The organism is Azovibrio sp. (genome assembly GCF_049658005.1).
GTDB lineage: Bacteria > Pseudomonadota > Gammaproteobacteria > Burkholderiales > Rhodocyclaceae > Azovibrio.
Window position 1 is genome coordinate 1 of record NZ_JBASOH010000136.1, and the last position, 14,678, is coordinate 14,678.

Sequence of the window (14,678 nt, forward strand, 5' to 3'; positions counted from 1 at the left end):
GACCATGGCCTGGAGCAGCGCGGGAACGCCCTTGCGCTCGAAGCCGCTGCCGACCAAGAGCAGCAACGGGGTGTGGCGGTCCAGCCCCAGCCTGGCCCGCTGCGCGGCGCGCCGGGCGGCGGCCCGGTCGGGATGAAAGTGGGCGGTATCGACGCCGTTGTAGATCAGCGCGATCCTGGCGGCGGGCAGGCCGTAGTAGTCCTGCAACTCCTGCGCCACCAGGCGGGAATTGCAGATGACCTGCGCGAGGGCGGGGTGTTCGAGCATGTCCCGCTCCGCCCCCAGCACATAGCGGTGATAAGGGGAAAGCCGCTGGGCCAGGCGGGCCGGAGCCGTCAGTTGACGGGCCCGATGCTCCAGCCAGGCGGCATGGACGCCATCCCCGGCCCGGAAGATCATGCAGCCGGGAATGCGTTCGTGGGACTGGGTGATCTGATAACCTCCCTGGGCCATCAGGGCCTGGGCGGCTTCGGCAAAGCTGCGATCCCGGGCGGCCCGTCCGCCCAGAAGGCGGGAATAGGGCGGGTCGCAGGTAATCTGGCGAAAGCCAGCGGCGGGCGCCCCCTCCCAGTTGCGGGTGATGAGGTCCACCTCCACCCCCTCGGCGACCAGGGCCGCCAGGGCCCGTTCCACAAACCGTTCGGCGCCGCCATAGGGGTTGTAGCGCTGGCGGATGAGGGCCAGCTTCATCGGCGGGTTTCGGCCAGCAGTTCAGCCACCGCCTGCCAGACCTGATCGACGCCGAGGCTGATCAGGCAGTCGCTTACCTTGCCGCCGCCGCACCCATCGATGCCACAGGGGCGGCAGGGATGGCGGGTGCTGCTGACGACCCGCATCGGCACCCCCCAGGGCCCCCATTGACGGTCACCGGAAGGGCCGAACAGCGCCACGACCGGAGTGCCCATCGCGGCGGCCATGTGCATCGGGGCGGAGTCCACCCCCACGAAGAGCCGGGCCCGGGCGGTGAGGGCCGCCAGTTCCTTGAGGGAGAGCTGGCCCGCCAGGGTGTGGCTGGGTTTGGCGCCCTGTTGCCGCAGCGCCGCCTGGATGGCCTCTACCAGCGCCAGTTCCGCCGGGTCCGGCGCGGCGGTCATGACGACCGGCCAGCCCCCGGCTTGCAGCCGGGCAATCAGCGCCGCCATGCCCGCCGCGCTCCAGCACTTGAAGAACCAGCGCGAGGCGGGATGAACATGAATGAAATCCCGGTCCGCCAGCCCCTCCTGGCTCAGCCAGTCAGCGATACGCTGCGTCGCCGCCTCGCCGGCCACCAGGCTGAGGCTGCGCTCCGCCGGCCCCGGCTGGATGCCGATGCGGCGCAGGGCGTCGAGATTGGCTTCGACCACATGCCGCAAGGCATTCCTGGGGTGATCGTAACGATGGCTGAAGGACTTCTTCCAGCGCTTGCCCCGCTGGCTCATGGCCGGGCCCACCGACCAGCGGGGCTGGAGCAGCCGGCATAGCCAGGCGCCGCGCCAATGCTCGGTGAGGTGCACGATCAGCTCGTAACGACCGGCCCGCAGCGTCTCGAGCAGGCGCCATTCCTCCCGGAGCCGGGCGCCCAGCCCCAGCCTCTTCCAGTTGCGCCCCACCCCCAGCACTCGATGGATGGCCGGATGCAGGCTGAGCATCTCGCGCGTGTCCTCATAAACCAGGGCATCGACCTGCGCCTCGGGCAGGGCCCGGGCCAGGGCCGAAAACACGGGGGAAGCAAGCAGCACGTCACCGTGGTGGCGTAGCTTGATGACCAGCACCCGGCGGATGTGCTGCAGGGCAATGGGGTCGGGAATCATGGGCGTCATGGGCGTCATGGGCGTCATGGTTGGGAGCCTGCCCGCCCGGCCAGGGGGAGCAACTGGGTGATGGCCTGCTGCGCCTCCGGCACGGTGATGGCGCTGACCACCCGGGCCGGGGTTTGCAGTACGACATGGGGAACGCCCCAGGGATGCCACTGGGCCGGAGGGGAATCCCCGAACATGCAGACGATGGGTTTGCCCAGCCCGGCGGCAATGTGCATGGCGCCGCCGTCGCTGCAGAACACCAGGTCGGCAAGCGAGAGACCGGCCACCAGCTCGGCCAGTGCGCCCGTGACGACGGGCAGCACGGGCAGACCGGCACAAGCGGCCAGGATGGCGGCGGCCTTTTCATCATCGCCCGGATGCAAAGGATGGTGCGCTGCGCCGGGGGACCAGAACAGCAGCACCCGCCCAATCTGGCCGGATTCCAGCACGCGGCGGATGAGTTCGGCAAACGCTTCGGCCGGCCAGCGTTGGGTCGCCTTGCGCGACGAAACATGAACCCCCAGCACGGGGCCGGGCGCGCCGGGAAATGCGGCCCATGCTAGCTGGAGACGCTGCACGACCCGGGGTTGGGGCCGCAGCGTCAGGGGGCCGGGCGTCAGGGGGCCGGGCGCCAGCGGCAGACCCAGGGGGGCCAGCAAGGCACAGCAGCGCTCCACTTCATGGGCCGGCTGACCGGGTTTGTCACGGATGATCCGCCGGGCGCCCACCATGCGGGCGTAACGCTCGCCGCCCGGGGAAGCCACGATCGCCAGGTCGATGCCGCGCCGGCGCAGGCGCAGCATGAGCCGCGCCGTTTCCAGCCAGATGCGCCACTTGCTGCTGCCGGCCGCCCGGTGTTTGGCCTTGCGATAGACGAACACTTCATCGAGGTCGGGATTGCCATACAGCACTTCGGCGTTGTAAGCGTTGACGAGGATGCCGATCCAGGCCTGGGGAAAGTGCTGGCGCAAGGCGGAGAGCATGGGCGTGGTGCACACCAGATCGCCGATATTGTCGCGGCGGATGACGAGGATTTTCATGGGCAGGAGGGACCGCTAAAGTGCAGGGACAGCACTTGTTCGTAGTCAAAGCGCAATTCCAGCCAGCGCCGCCCGGGCAGCTTCTGCTGGTACGCCAGCAGGGCGCGCAGGATGCCGGCGTGGACGATCAGCACGGCGCTGGCGTGGCCCCGGCGCTGGAGTTCGCGGACGAAATCCAGGGCGCGGTGCAAGACCTGATAGCCCGATTCGCCCCCCGGGGGCACAAAGCCGGCCGGGTCGGCGGCCCATTGCGCCAGGGCCGCAGGACCGATGTCATTCCAGCTCCGCCCTTCCCAGTCGCCAAAATGCATTTCCCACAGGCGGGCATCCATCCGGGGAGCGGGGTGCAGGGCTTCGGCCAGTTCGCGGCAGCGGCGCGCCGGGCTGGTCCACAAGGGAATTTCCGGGGGAAGCCGGGGCGCGAGCCGGGCGGCAGCCTGGGACGCGGGTTCGGCGAGTTCCAGGTCGAGGCGGCCGTAGCAGATGCCCGGGGCAAGCCGGGGTCTGGGATGCCGGACCAGAAATAGCTGCATCGCCGCGATCAGCCTGGCAGGCGGGCCAGCAGGCCCAGGTAGAAAGCCAGTTCTGCCGCTTGCTGCACGGCGCCGAGGCAGTCCCCCGTGTAGCCGCCGATCCAGCGTTTGTAAAAGCGGGCCAGACTCCAGGTCACCGCCCCTGCCAGCAGCAGCGCCATGGGCAGGCTCCAGAACGGCAGCAGCAGGCAGGGCAGCAGGGCCGTGCCCCCGGCAATGTCCAGCTCCAGCGGGGAGATGCGGCTGGCCAGAGGTCTGGACTTGGCATCTGCATCTTCACGCACATAGTCCATGGCAAACATCAGCGCGGCGGCACAGAAGCGGGAGACGGCATGGCCTGCCACGAAAGCCATGAACACCCAGGTATCCGGCAACTCCACCAACGCCATGAGACGGCCCAGCAGCGTCAGCACCAGCACCACCACCCCGAAACTGCCGACCCGGGAATCCTTCATGATTTCCAGGATGTGGCTCTTCTCCCTGCCGCTGCCAAAACCGTCGGTCATGTCCGAAAGGCCATCTTCGTGGAAGGCGCCCGTCGCCCAGACCGTGGCGGAAATCGCCAGCAGGATGGCGAGGGTCTTGGGCCAGAACAGGCTGGCGATGAGCCACACCAGGCCGCCGATCAGCCCCACCAGCAGGCCCACCGCAGGGAAGTAGCGCGAGGCCCGGCTCAGTTGCCCGGCGCCATGCCCCACCCAGTCCGGCACCGGCAGGCGGGTGAAAAAGCGCAGGGCGCCGAAAAAGTATTCCAGTTCCTGGCGGACAAGGGGATTCATGATTTTTCAGCCACGCCAGCCGATTCGAAACTGGCCATGTCGTTGAGGAAAGCCACGGCGGCCTGCAGCAGGGGATAGGCCAGGGCGGCGCCGGTACCTTCACCCAGGCGCAGGCCCAGGTCCAGCAGGGGTTGCGCATCCAGGGCGGCAAGCACGGCCGCATGGCCGGGTTCGGCGGAGCGGTGGCCAAAGACGCAGTAATCCACCAGGGCCGGGTGCAGGCGGGCGGCCACCAGGGCAGCGGCACTGACGATGAAGCCGTCGATCAAGAGCAACGCCCCGGCCTCGGCGCCGGCCAGCATGGCGCCGGCCATCATGGCGATTTCGAAACCGCCGAACTCGGCCAGCGCCGTCAGGGGCTCGGCGCTACCGGCCGGCAAGCCGGCCCGGGCGGCGGCCTGGATCAGCAGTTGCCGCTTGCGGCCCAGGCCCGCATCGTCCAGCCCCGTGCCCCGGCCGACGCAATCGCTCAGGGGAACCCCGGTCAGGACATGGGCGAGCAGGGCGGCGGCGGCGGTATTGCCAATGCCCATTTCGCCAAAGCCCAGCACATTGCAGCCCTTGGTGACCAGGGCCCGGGCCATCTCGGCGCCGCGTTCGAGGGCGGTATCCCGCTGTTCCGGACTCATGGCGGCGGTTGCGATGAAGTTGGCGGTGCCCGCGGCGACCTTGGCTTGCACCAGGCCGGCACGGGGCGCAAAGTCGTGGGCAACGCCCGCATCCACCACCGACAGGGCCAGGCCGTTGGTGCGGCAAAAAACATTGATGGCGGCGCCTCCGGCGAGAAAATTTTCCACCATCTGCCAGGTCACGTCCTGGGGATAGGCGGAAACCCCGGCCCGGGCGGCGCCGTGATCGCCGGCGAAGACCAGCATGTGGGGCGCCTGCAAGACCGGAGTCAGGCTTTGCTGCACCCATCCGGCCTGCAAGGCCAGGGCTTCCAGTCGTCCCAGCGCCCCCAGGGGCTTGGTCTTCTGGTCGATCTTTTGCTGCAGGAGCGGCTTCAGGGCCGGATCGGGAGGGTAAATCTGGAAGGGGGGCACCATGGCGCAGGGAGGACCCAAACGAAAGGAAACGCGGCATTATACGGCTCCCGAAACCGGCTTTCCTGATCTTCACCATGGCAGAACTCATCATCGGCGGTGCCCGCTCGGGCAAGAGCGCCCACGCGGAACGACTGGCCCTGCAGGCCGAAGCCCAGGGCTACCAGGTGATTTACCTGGCCACGGCCCAGGCCGGTGACGGCGAAATGGTCCGCCGGGTGGCGCACCACCGGCAACGACGGCCAGCCCACTGGCTGACCCTGGAAGAAACCCTGCACCTGGCCCGGGCGCTGGAAGCCCAGGCGACACCGGCAACCTGCCTGCTAGTGGATTGCCTGACCCTGTGGCTCACCAATCTGTTCTTTGCCGGCCAGGCGGGGTTGCAGGCCGAAGCGGGCGAGGCGCTGGCCTGCCCGCTGCTCCGGGGAGAAATCCAGGCTTTGCTGGAGGTCCTGGCGCGTCTGCCGGGCCGCATCATTCTGGTGTCCAACGAGGTGGGCTGGGGCATCGTGCCCATGGAGCGGCTATCCCGGGCCTTTGCCGATGAACAGGGGCGTCTCAATCAGCAGGTGGCGGCGGTGTGCGAACGGGTGACCCTGGTGGCGGCCGGGCTGGCGTTGCGGCTGAAATAGTTGCCATCGGCGCCAGCCTTGCGCAAACGACCCGGCCTGGCGGCACCGCTTGATCCCGATCCCGCCGGCGGGGCGACTAAGCCTCCAGATGTTGCAGGCGCCAGGCCAGCAACTGCCGGAAATCTTCCGGGTCCTTGGCGGTGACGATGGCGCCGCTGCGCGGTGCCACGGCCACTTCCAGGCGGGACAGCCAGAAACGCAGGGCGGCAACGACCAACATGCCCGGCCAGGCGCTTTTTTCCAGGGGGCCGAGGGGGCGTTCGGCGGCATAGCCTTGCAGCAGGGCTTGCAGCCTGGCTTGATCCGGCCGCCGGGCGGCATCCCGGCACCAGTCGTTAGCGCTCACGGCCAGATCGAAAATCAGGGCATCCACGCCCGCGAAGTAAAAATCCAGGATGCCGCCCAGACATTCGCCATCCCACAACACATTGTCGCGGAACAGGTCGGCATGAATCAGCCCGCTTTCCAGTTGCGCCCAGGGCAGGGCGGCATCGACCGCCAGGGCCCGGGCCAGCAGGGTTTGGGCGGCAGGTTCGAGGTGGGCTCCCAGGCGAGCGGCTGAATGGCGGCGCCAGTTCAAGTCGCGGCTGTGGGGCGGGCAGTCGGGCAGGTTCCGGGTCAGCGTGTGGAAACGGGCCAGTTGGCGGCCGATTTCGCGGCATTGCTCTGCCGAGGCAAGCTCGACGGGCGTACCGGGCAAGCGGCTGAACAGGGCGGCAGGTTTGCCGGCCAGGGGCCGCTGCAAGGCGCCAGCACGACTGCATCTGGGGCGGGGGCAGGGAAAACCGCTTGCCGCCAACTGAGCCTGCAGGTCGAGATAAAACTGCAGGGGGCCGGCTTGCAGGGCTTCGAACAGGGTCAGGACGAAGCGTCCGGCGCTGGTTTCGACGAAGTAGTTGGAATTCTCGATGCCGGCGCTGATGCCCTGGTAATCCAGCAGGCGGCCCACCGCAAAATCACTCAGCCAGGCTTCCAGTTCCGCCCGGCTGACGGGGGTGTACACCGACATGAGGCTGAGGCAGATTCAGAAGGTGCCGATCACCCACATCGGCACCCTGACCCCGGAGACGGCGGAACTACGGCTTTCCAGAGTGCCGTCACCGTCATTGTCCACCAGGTAATAGGGCTCGCCCACTTCCGGAACGATCTTCACCATGTACAGCTTGCCATGGATGCGGAACTCCTGGACCGTGCCACGCTCCTCCTTGCGGATGGTCACCTGGGGTTCCAGGGCTTCGTCGAAGGGCTGCATGTCGGGCGGCGGCGGCGGCACGGCGGGCAGGGGTTCCAGGTCGGCAGGACGATCCGCCTGGGCCCAGGCGGCGGGAGCTGCGATCAGCAGGGAAAGAAGCAGGCGGCGCATAGGGTTCCTCTAGACAGGCGGCGGATTCTATTACAGGTTGAGCATCATGTCCCGCTCGGTCGGGAGCGGCATGAAGCCCTGGGATTCGTAATGTTTGAAAATGGCTTCGACGATCTGGTCCGGCGCGTCAATGAACTGCATCAGGTCCAGGTCTTCCGGATTGATCAGGCCTTCGCTCACCAGCCGCTCCTTGAGCCAGTCCACCAGTCCCTGCCAGAAGGCCGTGCCCACCAGAATGATCGGTATCTTGCGACTCTTGCTGGTCTGGATCAGGGTCAGGGCTTCCAGGAGTTCGTCCAGGGTGCCGAAGCCACCCGGCATCACCACATAGGCGCTGGCGAAGCGCACGAACATGTACTTGCGGGCGAAGAAGTGGCGGAAGGTCTGGGAAATATCCTGGTAGGGATTGTTCTTCTGCTCGTGCGGCAGCTGGATGTTCAGGCCGACGGAAGGCGAGCGGCCATGGAAGGCGCCCTTGTTGGCCGCTTCCATGATGCCGGGACCGCCGCCGGAGATGACGGAAAAGCCCGCATCGGAGAGCTTCCTGGCAATGCACTCGGCCAGATCGTAATAGGGATGCCCGGGAGGAATGCGGGCGCTGCCGAAGATCGAAACCGCCGGCCGGATGGGGTGCAGGCGCTCAGTGGCCTCCACGAACTCTGACATAATGCCGAAGATCCGCCAGGATTCCTGCGCCGAAAAGGCCGGGGTCTTGATCTCCGGGTCCAACGTCCGGGGGATCTCCGGGTCCATCATCCGGGGCAATTTTTCACTCTTGTACATCGGTTTCCTATGGCCTTGCTCTTATTGGTGGACGGCTCGTCCTATTTATATCGTGCTTTTCACGCCCTGCCGGACCTGAGAAACCGGGAAGGATATCCCACCGGCGCCATGAAAGGGGTGCTTGCCATGCTACGCCGGCTGGAAAGCGACTTCAAGGCGGACTACAAGGCCGTGGTCTTCGATGCCAAGGGTAAAACCTTCCGCGACGACTGGTATCCGGACTACAAGGCCCACCGCCCGCCCATGCCCGAGGACCTGGTCCGGCAGATCCCGCCCATCCATGCGGCCATCCAGGCCGCTGGCTGGCCGCTGTTGATGATGGACGGGGTGGAAGCCGACGACGTGATCGGCACCCTTTCTCGCCGGGCCACCGCGGCGGGGCTGGAAACGGTGATCTCCACCGGCGACAAGGACCTGGCCCAGCTGGTCAGCCCCTCGGTGCGGCTCGTCAACACCATGACCGAGGAAATCCTCGACGAAGCCGGGGTGCTGGCCAAGTTTGGCGTGCCGCCCAGCCGCATCGTGGACTACCTGACCCTGGTGGGCGATACGGTGGACAACATCCCGGGCGTGCCCAAGTGCGGCCCCAAGACCGCCGTCAAGTGGCTGGCCCAGTATGGCAGCCTGGACGAAATCATCGCTCACGCCGCTGAAATCGGTGGCGTGGTGGGGCAAAACCTGCGCGACCACCTGCACTTCCTGCCCCTGGGCAAAAAACTGGTGACCGTCAATTGCGACCTCCCCCATCTGCCGGACCCCGAGGAGCTGGCGCCCCGGAAGCCGGATCTGGAAACCCTGAAAGCGCTCTATGATCGCTTTGAATTCCGCACCTGGAGCCGGGAGCTGGAAGGGAGCGCCGCCCCGGCCACGGCTTCCAGCACCAGCACCAGCACCAGCACCAGCACCGCCACCAGCGCCAGCGCCAGCACCAGCCCGGCCCTGCCGCTGGAAGCCGTGGCCGCTGGCGCCCACCGGGCCGCTTACGAAACCGTGCTCGACTGGGCCGCGTTCGATGCCTGGCTGGCCCGCATCCAGCACGCCGCCCTGACTGCCGTGGATACGGAAACCTCCAGCCTCGACCCCTTTGCCGCCCGCCTCGTCGGCATTTCCCTGGCCACCGAGCCGGGCATCGCCTGCTACATTCCGCTCGGCCACAAGGGGCCGGACAAGCCGCAGCAGCTTCCCTTGGAGGAAGTGCTCGCCAGGCTCAAGCCCTGGCTCGAATCCGCCCGGCACCCGAAGCTGGGCCAGAACCTCAAGTACGATCAGCATGTCTTTGCCAACCACGGCATCGCGCTGGCCGGCGTCGCTCACGACACCCTGCTCCAGTCCTATGTGCTGGAGTCGGACAAGGGCCACGACCTGGAACAGCTCGCCAGCCGCCACCTCGGCCTGGCCACCCTGTCCTACACGACGCTGTGCGGCAAGGGCGCCAAGCAGATCGGCTTCGAGCAGGTCGCCGTGCCGCAGGCCGCCGAATATGCCGCCGAGGATGCCGACATCACCCTGCGCCTGCACCAGACCCTGTACCCGCGGCTTTGTGCCGAACCCGGCCTGGCCCGGGTCTATGGGGAAATCGAGATGCCGGTCCGGGAAGTGCTGTTCAAAATGGAGCGCACCGGCATCCTGATCGACGCCGGCCTGCTGCAAAAGCAGAGCCACGAACTGGGCCAGAAGATCCTCGCCTTCGAGCAGCGCGCCCATGAACTCGCCGGCCAGCCTTTCAACCTGGGTTCGCCCAAGCAGCTGGCGGAAATCCTGTTCGAAAAGCTGGGGCTGCCGGTGAAGAAGAAGACACCGGGGGGGGCGCCTTCCACCGATGAGGAGGTGCTGAGCGAACTCGCCCTCGATTATCCGCTCCCCAAGCTGCTGCTCGAACACCGCAGCCTCTCGAAACTCAAAAGCACCTACACCGACAAGCTGCCGCGCATGGTGAATCCGGCCACCGGCCGGGTGCACACCCATTTTTCCCAGGCCACGGCGGTGACCGGCCGGCTCGCTTCGAGCGATCCCAACTTGCAGAACATCCCGGTGCGCACCGAGGAAGGCCGGCGTATCCGCGCCGCCTTCGTGGCGCCGCCAGGCTGCAGCATCGTCTCTGCCGACTATTCCCAGGTGGAACTGAGGATCATGGCGCATCTCTCCGGCGATGCGCGCCTCCTCGATGCCTTCGCCCGGGGCGAGGACGTGCACCGCGCCACGGCGGCGGAAATCTTCGGGGTTTCCCCGCAGGAGGTGGGGCCGGACCAGCGCCGGGTGGCCAAGACCATCAACTTCGGCCTGATCTACGGCATGAGCGCCTTTGGCCTGGCCCGCAACCTGGGCCTCGAACGCAGCGCCGCCCAGACCTACATCGAACGCTATTTCGCGCGCTACCCCGGCGTCGCCCGCTACATGGAGGAAACCCGGGAACGGGCGCGCCGGCAGGGCTATGTGGAAACCGTGTTCGGCCGCCGCCTGATCTTGCCGGAAATCCGGAGCAGCAACGCCAGCCGGCGCCAGGGCGCCGAGCGGGCCGCGATCAATGCCCCCATGCAGGGCACCGCCGCCGACCTGATCAAGCTCGCCATGGTGGCAGTGGAGAACTGGCTCGAAGCAGAGCAGCGGCAAAGCCGCCTCGTGCTGCAGGTGCACGACGAACTGGTGCTGGAAGTGCCCGATGCCGAACTGATGACCGTGCGCCAGCACCTGCCCGCCCTGATGGCCAGCGTCGGCCAGTTGCAAGTGCCGCTGCTGGTGGAAGTCGGGGTGGGACCGGACTGGGACGCCGCCCACTGAGACCCCGGGCGGAACCGGAATGCGCGGCTCAAGGCACCCGGCCTGGCGAATGACCGTTAAAATGGCGCCATGTCTGCCATCATCCTTGTCATCACCCACTTGCCGGACCCCGCCAGTGCCAGGCGTCTGGCCACCTCCCTGGTGGAAAACGGCCTGGCGGCCTGCGTCAATATCCTCGCGCCCTGCCACTCGGTTTACCGCTGGCGGGGCGCGGTGGAACAGGCCACGGAAATTCCCCTGTTGATCAAGACCCAGGCCGGGCGTTACCCGGAACTTGAAGCGGCAATCCGGACCCAGCACCCCTACGAATTGCCGGAAATCATCAGCTTCCCCGTCGGCGGCGGCCTGCCCGCCTACCTCGACTGGGTCGGCAAGGAAACGGAGGGCCCATGGGCCGTTTGCTGATTCTTTTCGCCTGGCTGGCCGCCCTGCTCGGCGCCGCCCCCCTGGAAGCCCAGGAATTCCTCGACCCCCAGGCAGCCTTCCGGCCCAGCGTCCGGGCCCTGGACGACCGGACCCTGGAGGTGCGCTTCGAAATTGCGCCAGGCTACTATCTGTACCGGGACAAAATCCGCTTTGCCAGCGCTGACCTCAGCCTGGGCGTTCCCGCCTTGCCACCCGGCAAGGAAAAGCAGGACGAAACCTTCGGCAAGGTGGAAGTGTTCTACCACTCGGCGCGGATCCGCCTGCCGGTCGAGCGCAACGACGCCGGTCCCCTGGCGTTCTCCCTCCAGGTCACCTCCCAGGGCTGTGCCGAAGCGGGGATCTGCTATCCGCCCCAGACCCGGACCCTGGCGGTGGAACTGCCCGCCGCAGGCAGTGTGCCGCCGGCCCTCCCCATCAGCACGAGCGGCAGCGGCGATGAAAGCGGCCTGGTCGCCGCCACCCTGGGCAAATCGGGTTTCTGGACCAATCTGCTGATCTTTTTCATCGCCGGCCTGGGGCTCGCCTTCACGCCCTGCGTGTTCCCGATGATCCCCATCCTCTCGGGCATCATCGCCGGCCAGGACCGGCACGCCGGCCGGGGCCGGGCCTTCGCCCTATCGCTCGTCTATGTGCTGGGCATGGCCCTGACCTACACCGCCGTGGGCGTCGCTGCCGGCCTGACCGGCACCTTGTTCTCCGCCGCCCTGCAGAATGTCTGGGTGCTCACCGCCTTCGCCGCCGTGTTCGTGCTGCTTTCCCTCTCCATGTTCGGCTTCTACGAGCTGCAACTACCCCCCAGCCTGCAGAGCAAGCTCTCGGAGGAATCGGGCCACCTCCAGGGCGGACGGGGTATCACCGTGTTTCTCATGGGGGCGCTCTCGGCCCTGATCGTCGGCCCCTGCGTCGCCGCTCCCCTGGCCGGCGCCCTGCTCTACATCGGCCAGACCGGCGATGCGGTGCTCGGCGGCGCCGCCTTGTTCGCCATGGCCCTGGGCATGGGCGTACCGCTGCTGCTGGTCGGCCTTTCCGCCGGCACCCTGCTACCCCGTTCCGGTCCCTGGCTGGAAGGGGTGAAGAAGGGTTTCGGGGTGGCGCTGCTGGCGACCGCGGTCTGGCTGGTGTCGCCGGTGATTCCCCCGGCCGCCCAGATGCTGGCCTATGCCGTGCTGCTGATCATCCCCGCCATCTACCTGCACGCCCTGGACCCGCTGCCGCCCCACGCCAGGGGCTGGATGCACTTCTGGAAAGGCATCGGGATCATCATGCTGCTGAGCGGTGCCGCCCTGCTGCTGGGGGCCCTGGCCGGTGGCCGCGATCCCCTGCAGCCCCTGGCCGTGTTCAAGAGCGAAGCCCGGGCGGGCGAAACCCATCTACCCTTCGAGCGGGTGGCTTCACTGGCGGCCCTGGAGGCCCGGCTGCAAAACGCTGGCAAGCCGGTACTGCTCGACTTCTATGCCGACTGGTGCGTCTCCTGCAAGGAAATGGAGCGTTTCACCTTCAGCGACCCGGCGGTGCAGGCGCGCCTGGGCCGCTTCTTGCTGCTCCAGGCGGACGTGACCGCCAACAGCGCGGCGGACAAGGCCCTGCTCCAGCATTTCAAACTGTTCGGCCCGCCCGGCATCCTCTTCTTCGACCCCGCCGGCCGGGAAATCCCCGATCTGCGGGTGGTGGGTTTCCAGGACGCCAGCGCCTTCGCCCGGGAGCTCGATCAGGCCCTGGCCCGCTGAGGTCCGGGCCGGCGTGCTAAAATTCCCGCCCTCGTCAAGCCTCCAGAAACCCTCCTGATCATGTTCTCCGGAATTGTCGCGGCCGTGGGCCGCATTACCCAGTTGACGCCCCGTGCAGCGGGCTTTCGCCTCACCGTCGAAGCGGGCACCCTGGACCTCTCCGATGTGGCCCTGGGCGACTCCATCGCCCACGCCGGCGTCTGCCTCACCGTGGTGGACAAGGCTGCCGACAACAGCAGGTACTGCGTCGATGTCTCCCCCGAGACCCTGTCTTGCACCGTGGGCCTGGCCCAGCCCGGCGAGGTGAATCTGGAGAAGGCCCTGTGCCTCAATGACCGCCTGGGCGGCCATCTCGTCTCCGGCCATGTCGATGGCGTCGGTGAAGTGCAGCGCTTTGACGCGGTGGGCGACAACCGCCTGCTGGAGATCCGCGCCCCCCACGCCATCTCCAGGTACATCGCCCGGAAGGGTTCGGTGACCGTGGATGGCTGCAGCCTCACCACCAACACCGTCGCTGGCGACGTGTTCACCATCAACCTGATTCCCCACACGCTGGAAGTGACGACCCTGAAGCACCTCGAGCCGGGCAGCCGGGTGAACCTGGAAATCGACCTGATTGCCCGTTATGTCGAGCGGATGCTGGCCTGGGAAAAAGAAAACGAGGAAAACGCCTGATGTCCCCCACCCACTCCGCCATCGCCTCCACCGAGGAAATCATCGCCGAGTTCAAGGCTGGCCGCATGGTGATCCTGGTCGATGAGGAAGACCGGGAAAACGAAGGCGACCTGGTCCTGGCCGCCGAACATGTGAGCCCCGAAGCCATCAACTTCATGGCCAGGTTCGGCCGTGGCCTGATCTGTCTGACCATTACCGAAGAGCGGGCCAAGCAACTGGGCCTGGCCCAGATGGCGCGCGACAACAAGGCCGCCTACAGTACCGCCTTCACGGTTTCCATCGAGGCCGCCGAAGGGGTCACCACCGGCATTTCCGCCCAGGACCGGGCCCGCACCGTGCAGGCCGCCGTGGCCAGGAATGCCCGCCCCGACGACATCGTTCAGCCCGGCCACATCTTCCCCATCACCGCCCGGGAAGGCGGCGTGCTGGTGCGCGCCGGCCATACCGAAGCCGGTTGCGACCTGGCCCGGCTGGCCGGCCTGGAACCCTCCTCGGTGATCTGCGAAATCCTCAAGGAAGACGGCACCATGGCCCGTCTGCCGGACCTGATCGAATTTGCCCGGGAACACGGCCTCAAGGTGGGCACCATCGCCGACTTGATCCATTACCGCGCCAGTTCCGAGACCCTGGTGGAACGGGTCACCTCGAAGCGGGTGCAGACCCCGCACGGGGAATTCACCCTGCACGCCTATGTGGACCGGGCCACCGGCGCTTCCCACCTGGCCCTGGTGAAGGGCGTGATTCCTGCCGGCGGCGAAACCCTGGTGCGGGTCCATGAACCCTTGTCCGTGCTCGATTTCATCGACCCGGCCAGCCGCCCGGCGTCCTTCAGCATCGATCAGGCCGAGGCCGCCATCGCCCGAAACGGCCACGGCGTCATCGTGCTGATGCACCGCCCCGAAGGCAGCTCTGAAATTCTGGCCCGCCTGACCGCCGAACCCGGCAGCCAGAAGCGCAATCCGAAGTGGGACCCGCGCACCCACGGCATCGGCGCCCAGATCCTGCGCGACCTGGGCGTGACCCGCATGCGCCTCTTGTCCAGCCCGCGCAAAATGCCTTCCATGACCGGCTTCTCTCTGGAAGTGACCGGTTTCGTCGCATCCCCCGAGGAGTTGAACTGA

Annotated in this window: 15 protein-coding genes; 6 read left to right on the plus strand and 9 right to left on the minus strand. The window is 67.2% G+C overall.

Translation table 11 applies throughout. From position 1 onward, the window contains the following. From WBH99_RS13420 to cobT, 6 genes are all read right to left on the minus strand, one after another. A partial coding sequence (locus WBH99_RS13420) for a glycosyltransferase family 4 protein (RefSeq protein WP_424220599.1) occupies window positions 1-690 on the minus strand: 690 nt, incomplete at its 3' end. Further along, the gene (rfaQ, locus tag WBH99_RS13425; protein ID WP_424220600.1) at window positions 687-1,817 is read right to left on the minus strand and encodes a putative lipopolysaccharide heptosyltransferase III; all 1,131 of its coding nucleotides are present in this window, start codon (window positions 1,815-1,817) and stop codon (window positions 687-689) included. The genes rfaQ and WBH99_RS13420, both read right to left, overlap by 4 nt. Then, window positions 1,814-2,818, minus strand: coding sequence for a glycosyltransferase family 9 protein (locus WBH99_RS13430; protein WP_424220601.1), 1,005 nt, complete (start codon window positions 2,816-2,818; stop codon window positions 1,814-1,816). Before WBH99_RS13430 ends, rfaQ begins: the two co-directional genes overlap by 4 nt. Continuing rightward, the gene (locus WBH99_RS13435; protein WP_424220602.1) at window positions 2,815-3,351 is read right to left on the minus strand and encodes a histidine phosphatase family protein; all 537 of its coding nucleotides are present in this window, start codon (window positions 3,349-3,351) and stop codon (window positions 2,815-2,817) included. The genes WBH99_RS13430 and WBH99_RS13435 overlap by 4 nt, the downstream gene beginning before the upstream one ends. Window positions 3,352-3,359: 8 nt before the next feature. Next, window positions 3,360-4,130 carry an adenosylcobinamide-GDP ribazoletransferase gene (locus tag WBH99_RS13440; RefSeq protein ID WP_424220603.1) on the minus strand — a complete coding sequence of 257 codons (771 nt, stop codon included), beginning with the start codon at window positions 4,128-4,130 and terminating at the stop codon, window positions 3,360-3,362. Then, window positions 4,127-5,176, minus strand: a complete 1,050-nt coding sequence (cobT, locus tag WBH99_RS13445; RefSeq protein WP_424220604.1) for a nicotinate-nucleotide--dimethylbenzimidazole phosphoribosyltransferase — start codon at window positions 5,174-5,176, stop codon at window positions 4,127-4,129. Before cobT ends, WBH99_RS13440 begins: the two co-directional genes overlap by 4 nt. Window positions 5,177-5,250: 74 nt before the next feature. On the opposite strand from cobT, the gene cobU reads away from it, so the two are divergent. Next, entirely contained in the window at window positions 5,251-5,805 is a 555-nt protein-coding gene (gene cobU, locus WBH99_RS13450; RefSeq protein WP_424220605.1) for a bifunctional adenosylcobinamide kinase/adenosylcobinamide-phosphate guanylyltransferase, read from the plus strand. A gap of 76 nt (window positions 5,806-5,881) precedes the next feature. On the opposite strand, the gene WBH99_RS13455 is transcribed toward cobU, so the two are convergent. From WBH99_RS13455 to WBH99_RS13465, 3 genes are read right to left on the minus strand one after another with little or no spacing between them, the layout of a single operon-like run. After that, window positions 5,882-6,814, minus strand: coding sequence for a homoserine kinase (locus WBH99_RS13455; RefSeq protein ID WP_424220606.1), 933 nt, complete (start codon window positions 6,812-6,814; stop codon window positions 5,882-5,884). Window positions 6,815-6,829: 15 nt separating this feature from the next. After that, on the minus strand, window positions 6,830-7,168 hold the full coding sequence (locus WBH99_RS13460; RefSeq protein ID WP_424220607.1) for a DUF2782 domain-containing protein: 339 nt from the start codon (window positions 7,166-7,168) through the stop codon (window positions 6,830-6,832). Window positions 7,169-7,198: 30 nt separating this feature from the next. Then, window positions 7,199-7,951, minus strand: a complete 753-nt coding sequence (locus tag WBH99_RS13465; protein ID WP_424220608.1) for a TIGR00730 family Rossman fold protein — start codon at window positions 7,949-7,951, stop codon at window positions 7,199-7,201. Between the two features lie 9 nt (window positions 7,952-7,960). Between WBH99_RS13465 and polA the strand changes: the two genes are divergently transcribed. From polA to ribBA, 5 genes are all read left to right on the plus strand, one after another. Further along, complete coding sequence (gene polA / locus WBH99_RS13470) at window positions 7,961-10,729, plus strand: DNA polymerase I (RefSeq protein WP_424220609.1); 2,769 nt, start codon at window positions 7,961-7,963, stop codon at window positions 10,727-10,729. 69 nt (window positions 10,730-10,798) lie between these two features. Further along, the gene (gene cutA / locus WBH99_RS13475; protein WP_424220610.1) at window positions 10,799-11,134 is read left to right on the plus strand and encodes a divalent-cation tolerance protein CutA; all 336 of its coding nucleotides are present in this window, start codon (window positions 10,799-10,801) and stop codon (window positions 11,132-11,134) included. After that, entirely contained in the window at window positions 11,119-12,882 is a 1,764-nt protein-coding gene (locus WBH99_RS13480; protein WP_424220611.1) for a protein-disulfide reductase DsbD, read from the plus strand. Before cutA ends, WBH99_RS13480 begins: the two co-directional genes overlap by 16 nt. A gap of 60 nt (window positions 12,883-12,942) precedes the next feature. Continuing rightward, window positions 12,943-13,557: a riboflavin synthase gene (locus tag WBH99_RS13485; protein WP_424220612.1), complete on the plus strand. Its 615-nt coding sequence runs from the start codon at window positions 12,943-12,945 to the stop codon at window positions 13,555-13,557. After that, window positions 13,557-14,678, plus strand: a complete 1,122-nt coding sequence (ribBA, locus tag WBH99_RS13490) for a bifunctional 3,4-dihydroxy-2-butanone-4-phosphate synthase/GTP cyclohydrolase II (RefSeq protein ID WP_424220613.1) — start codon at window positions 13,557-13,559, stop codon at window positions 14,676-14,678. The genes WBH99_RS13485 and ribBA overlap by 1 nt, the downstream gene beginning before the upstream one ends.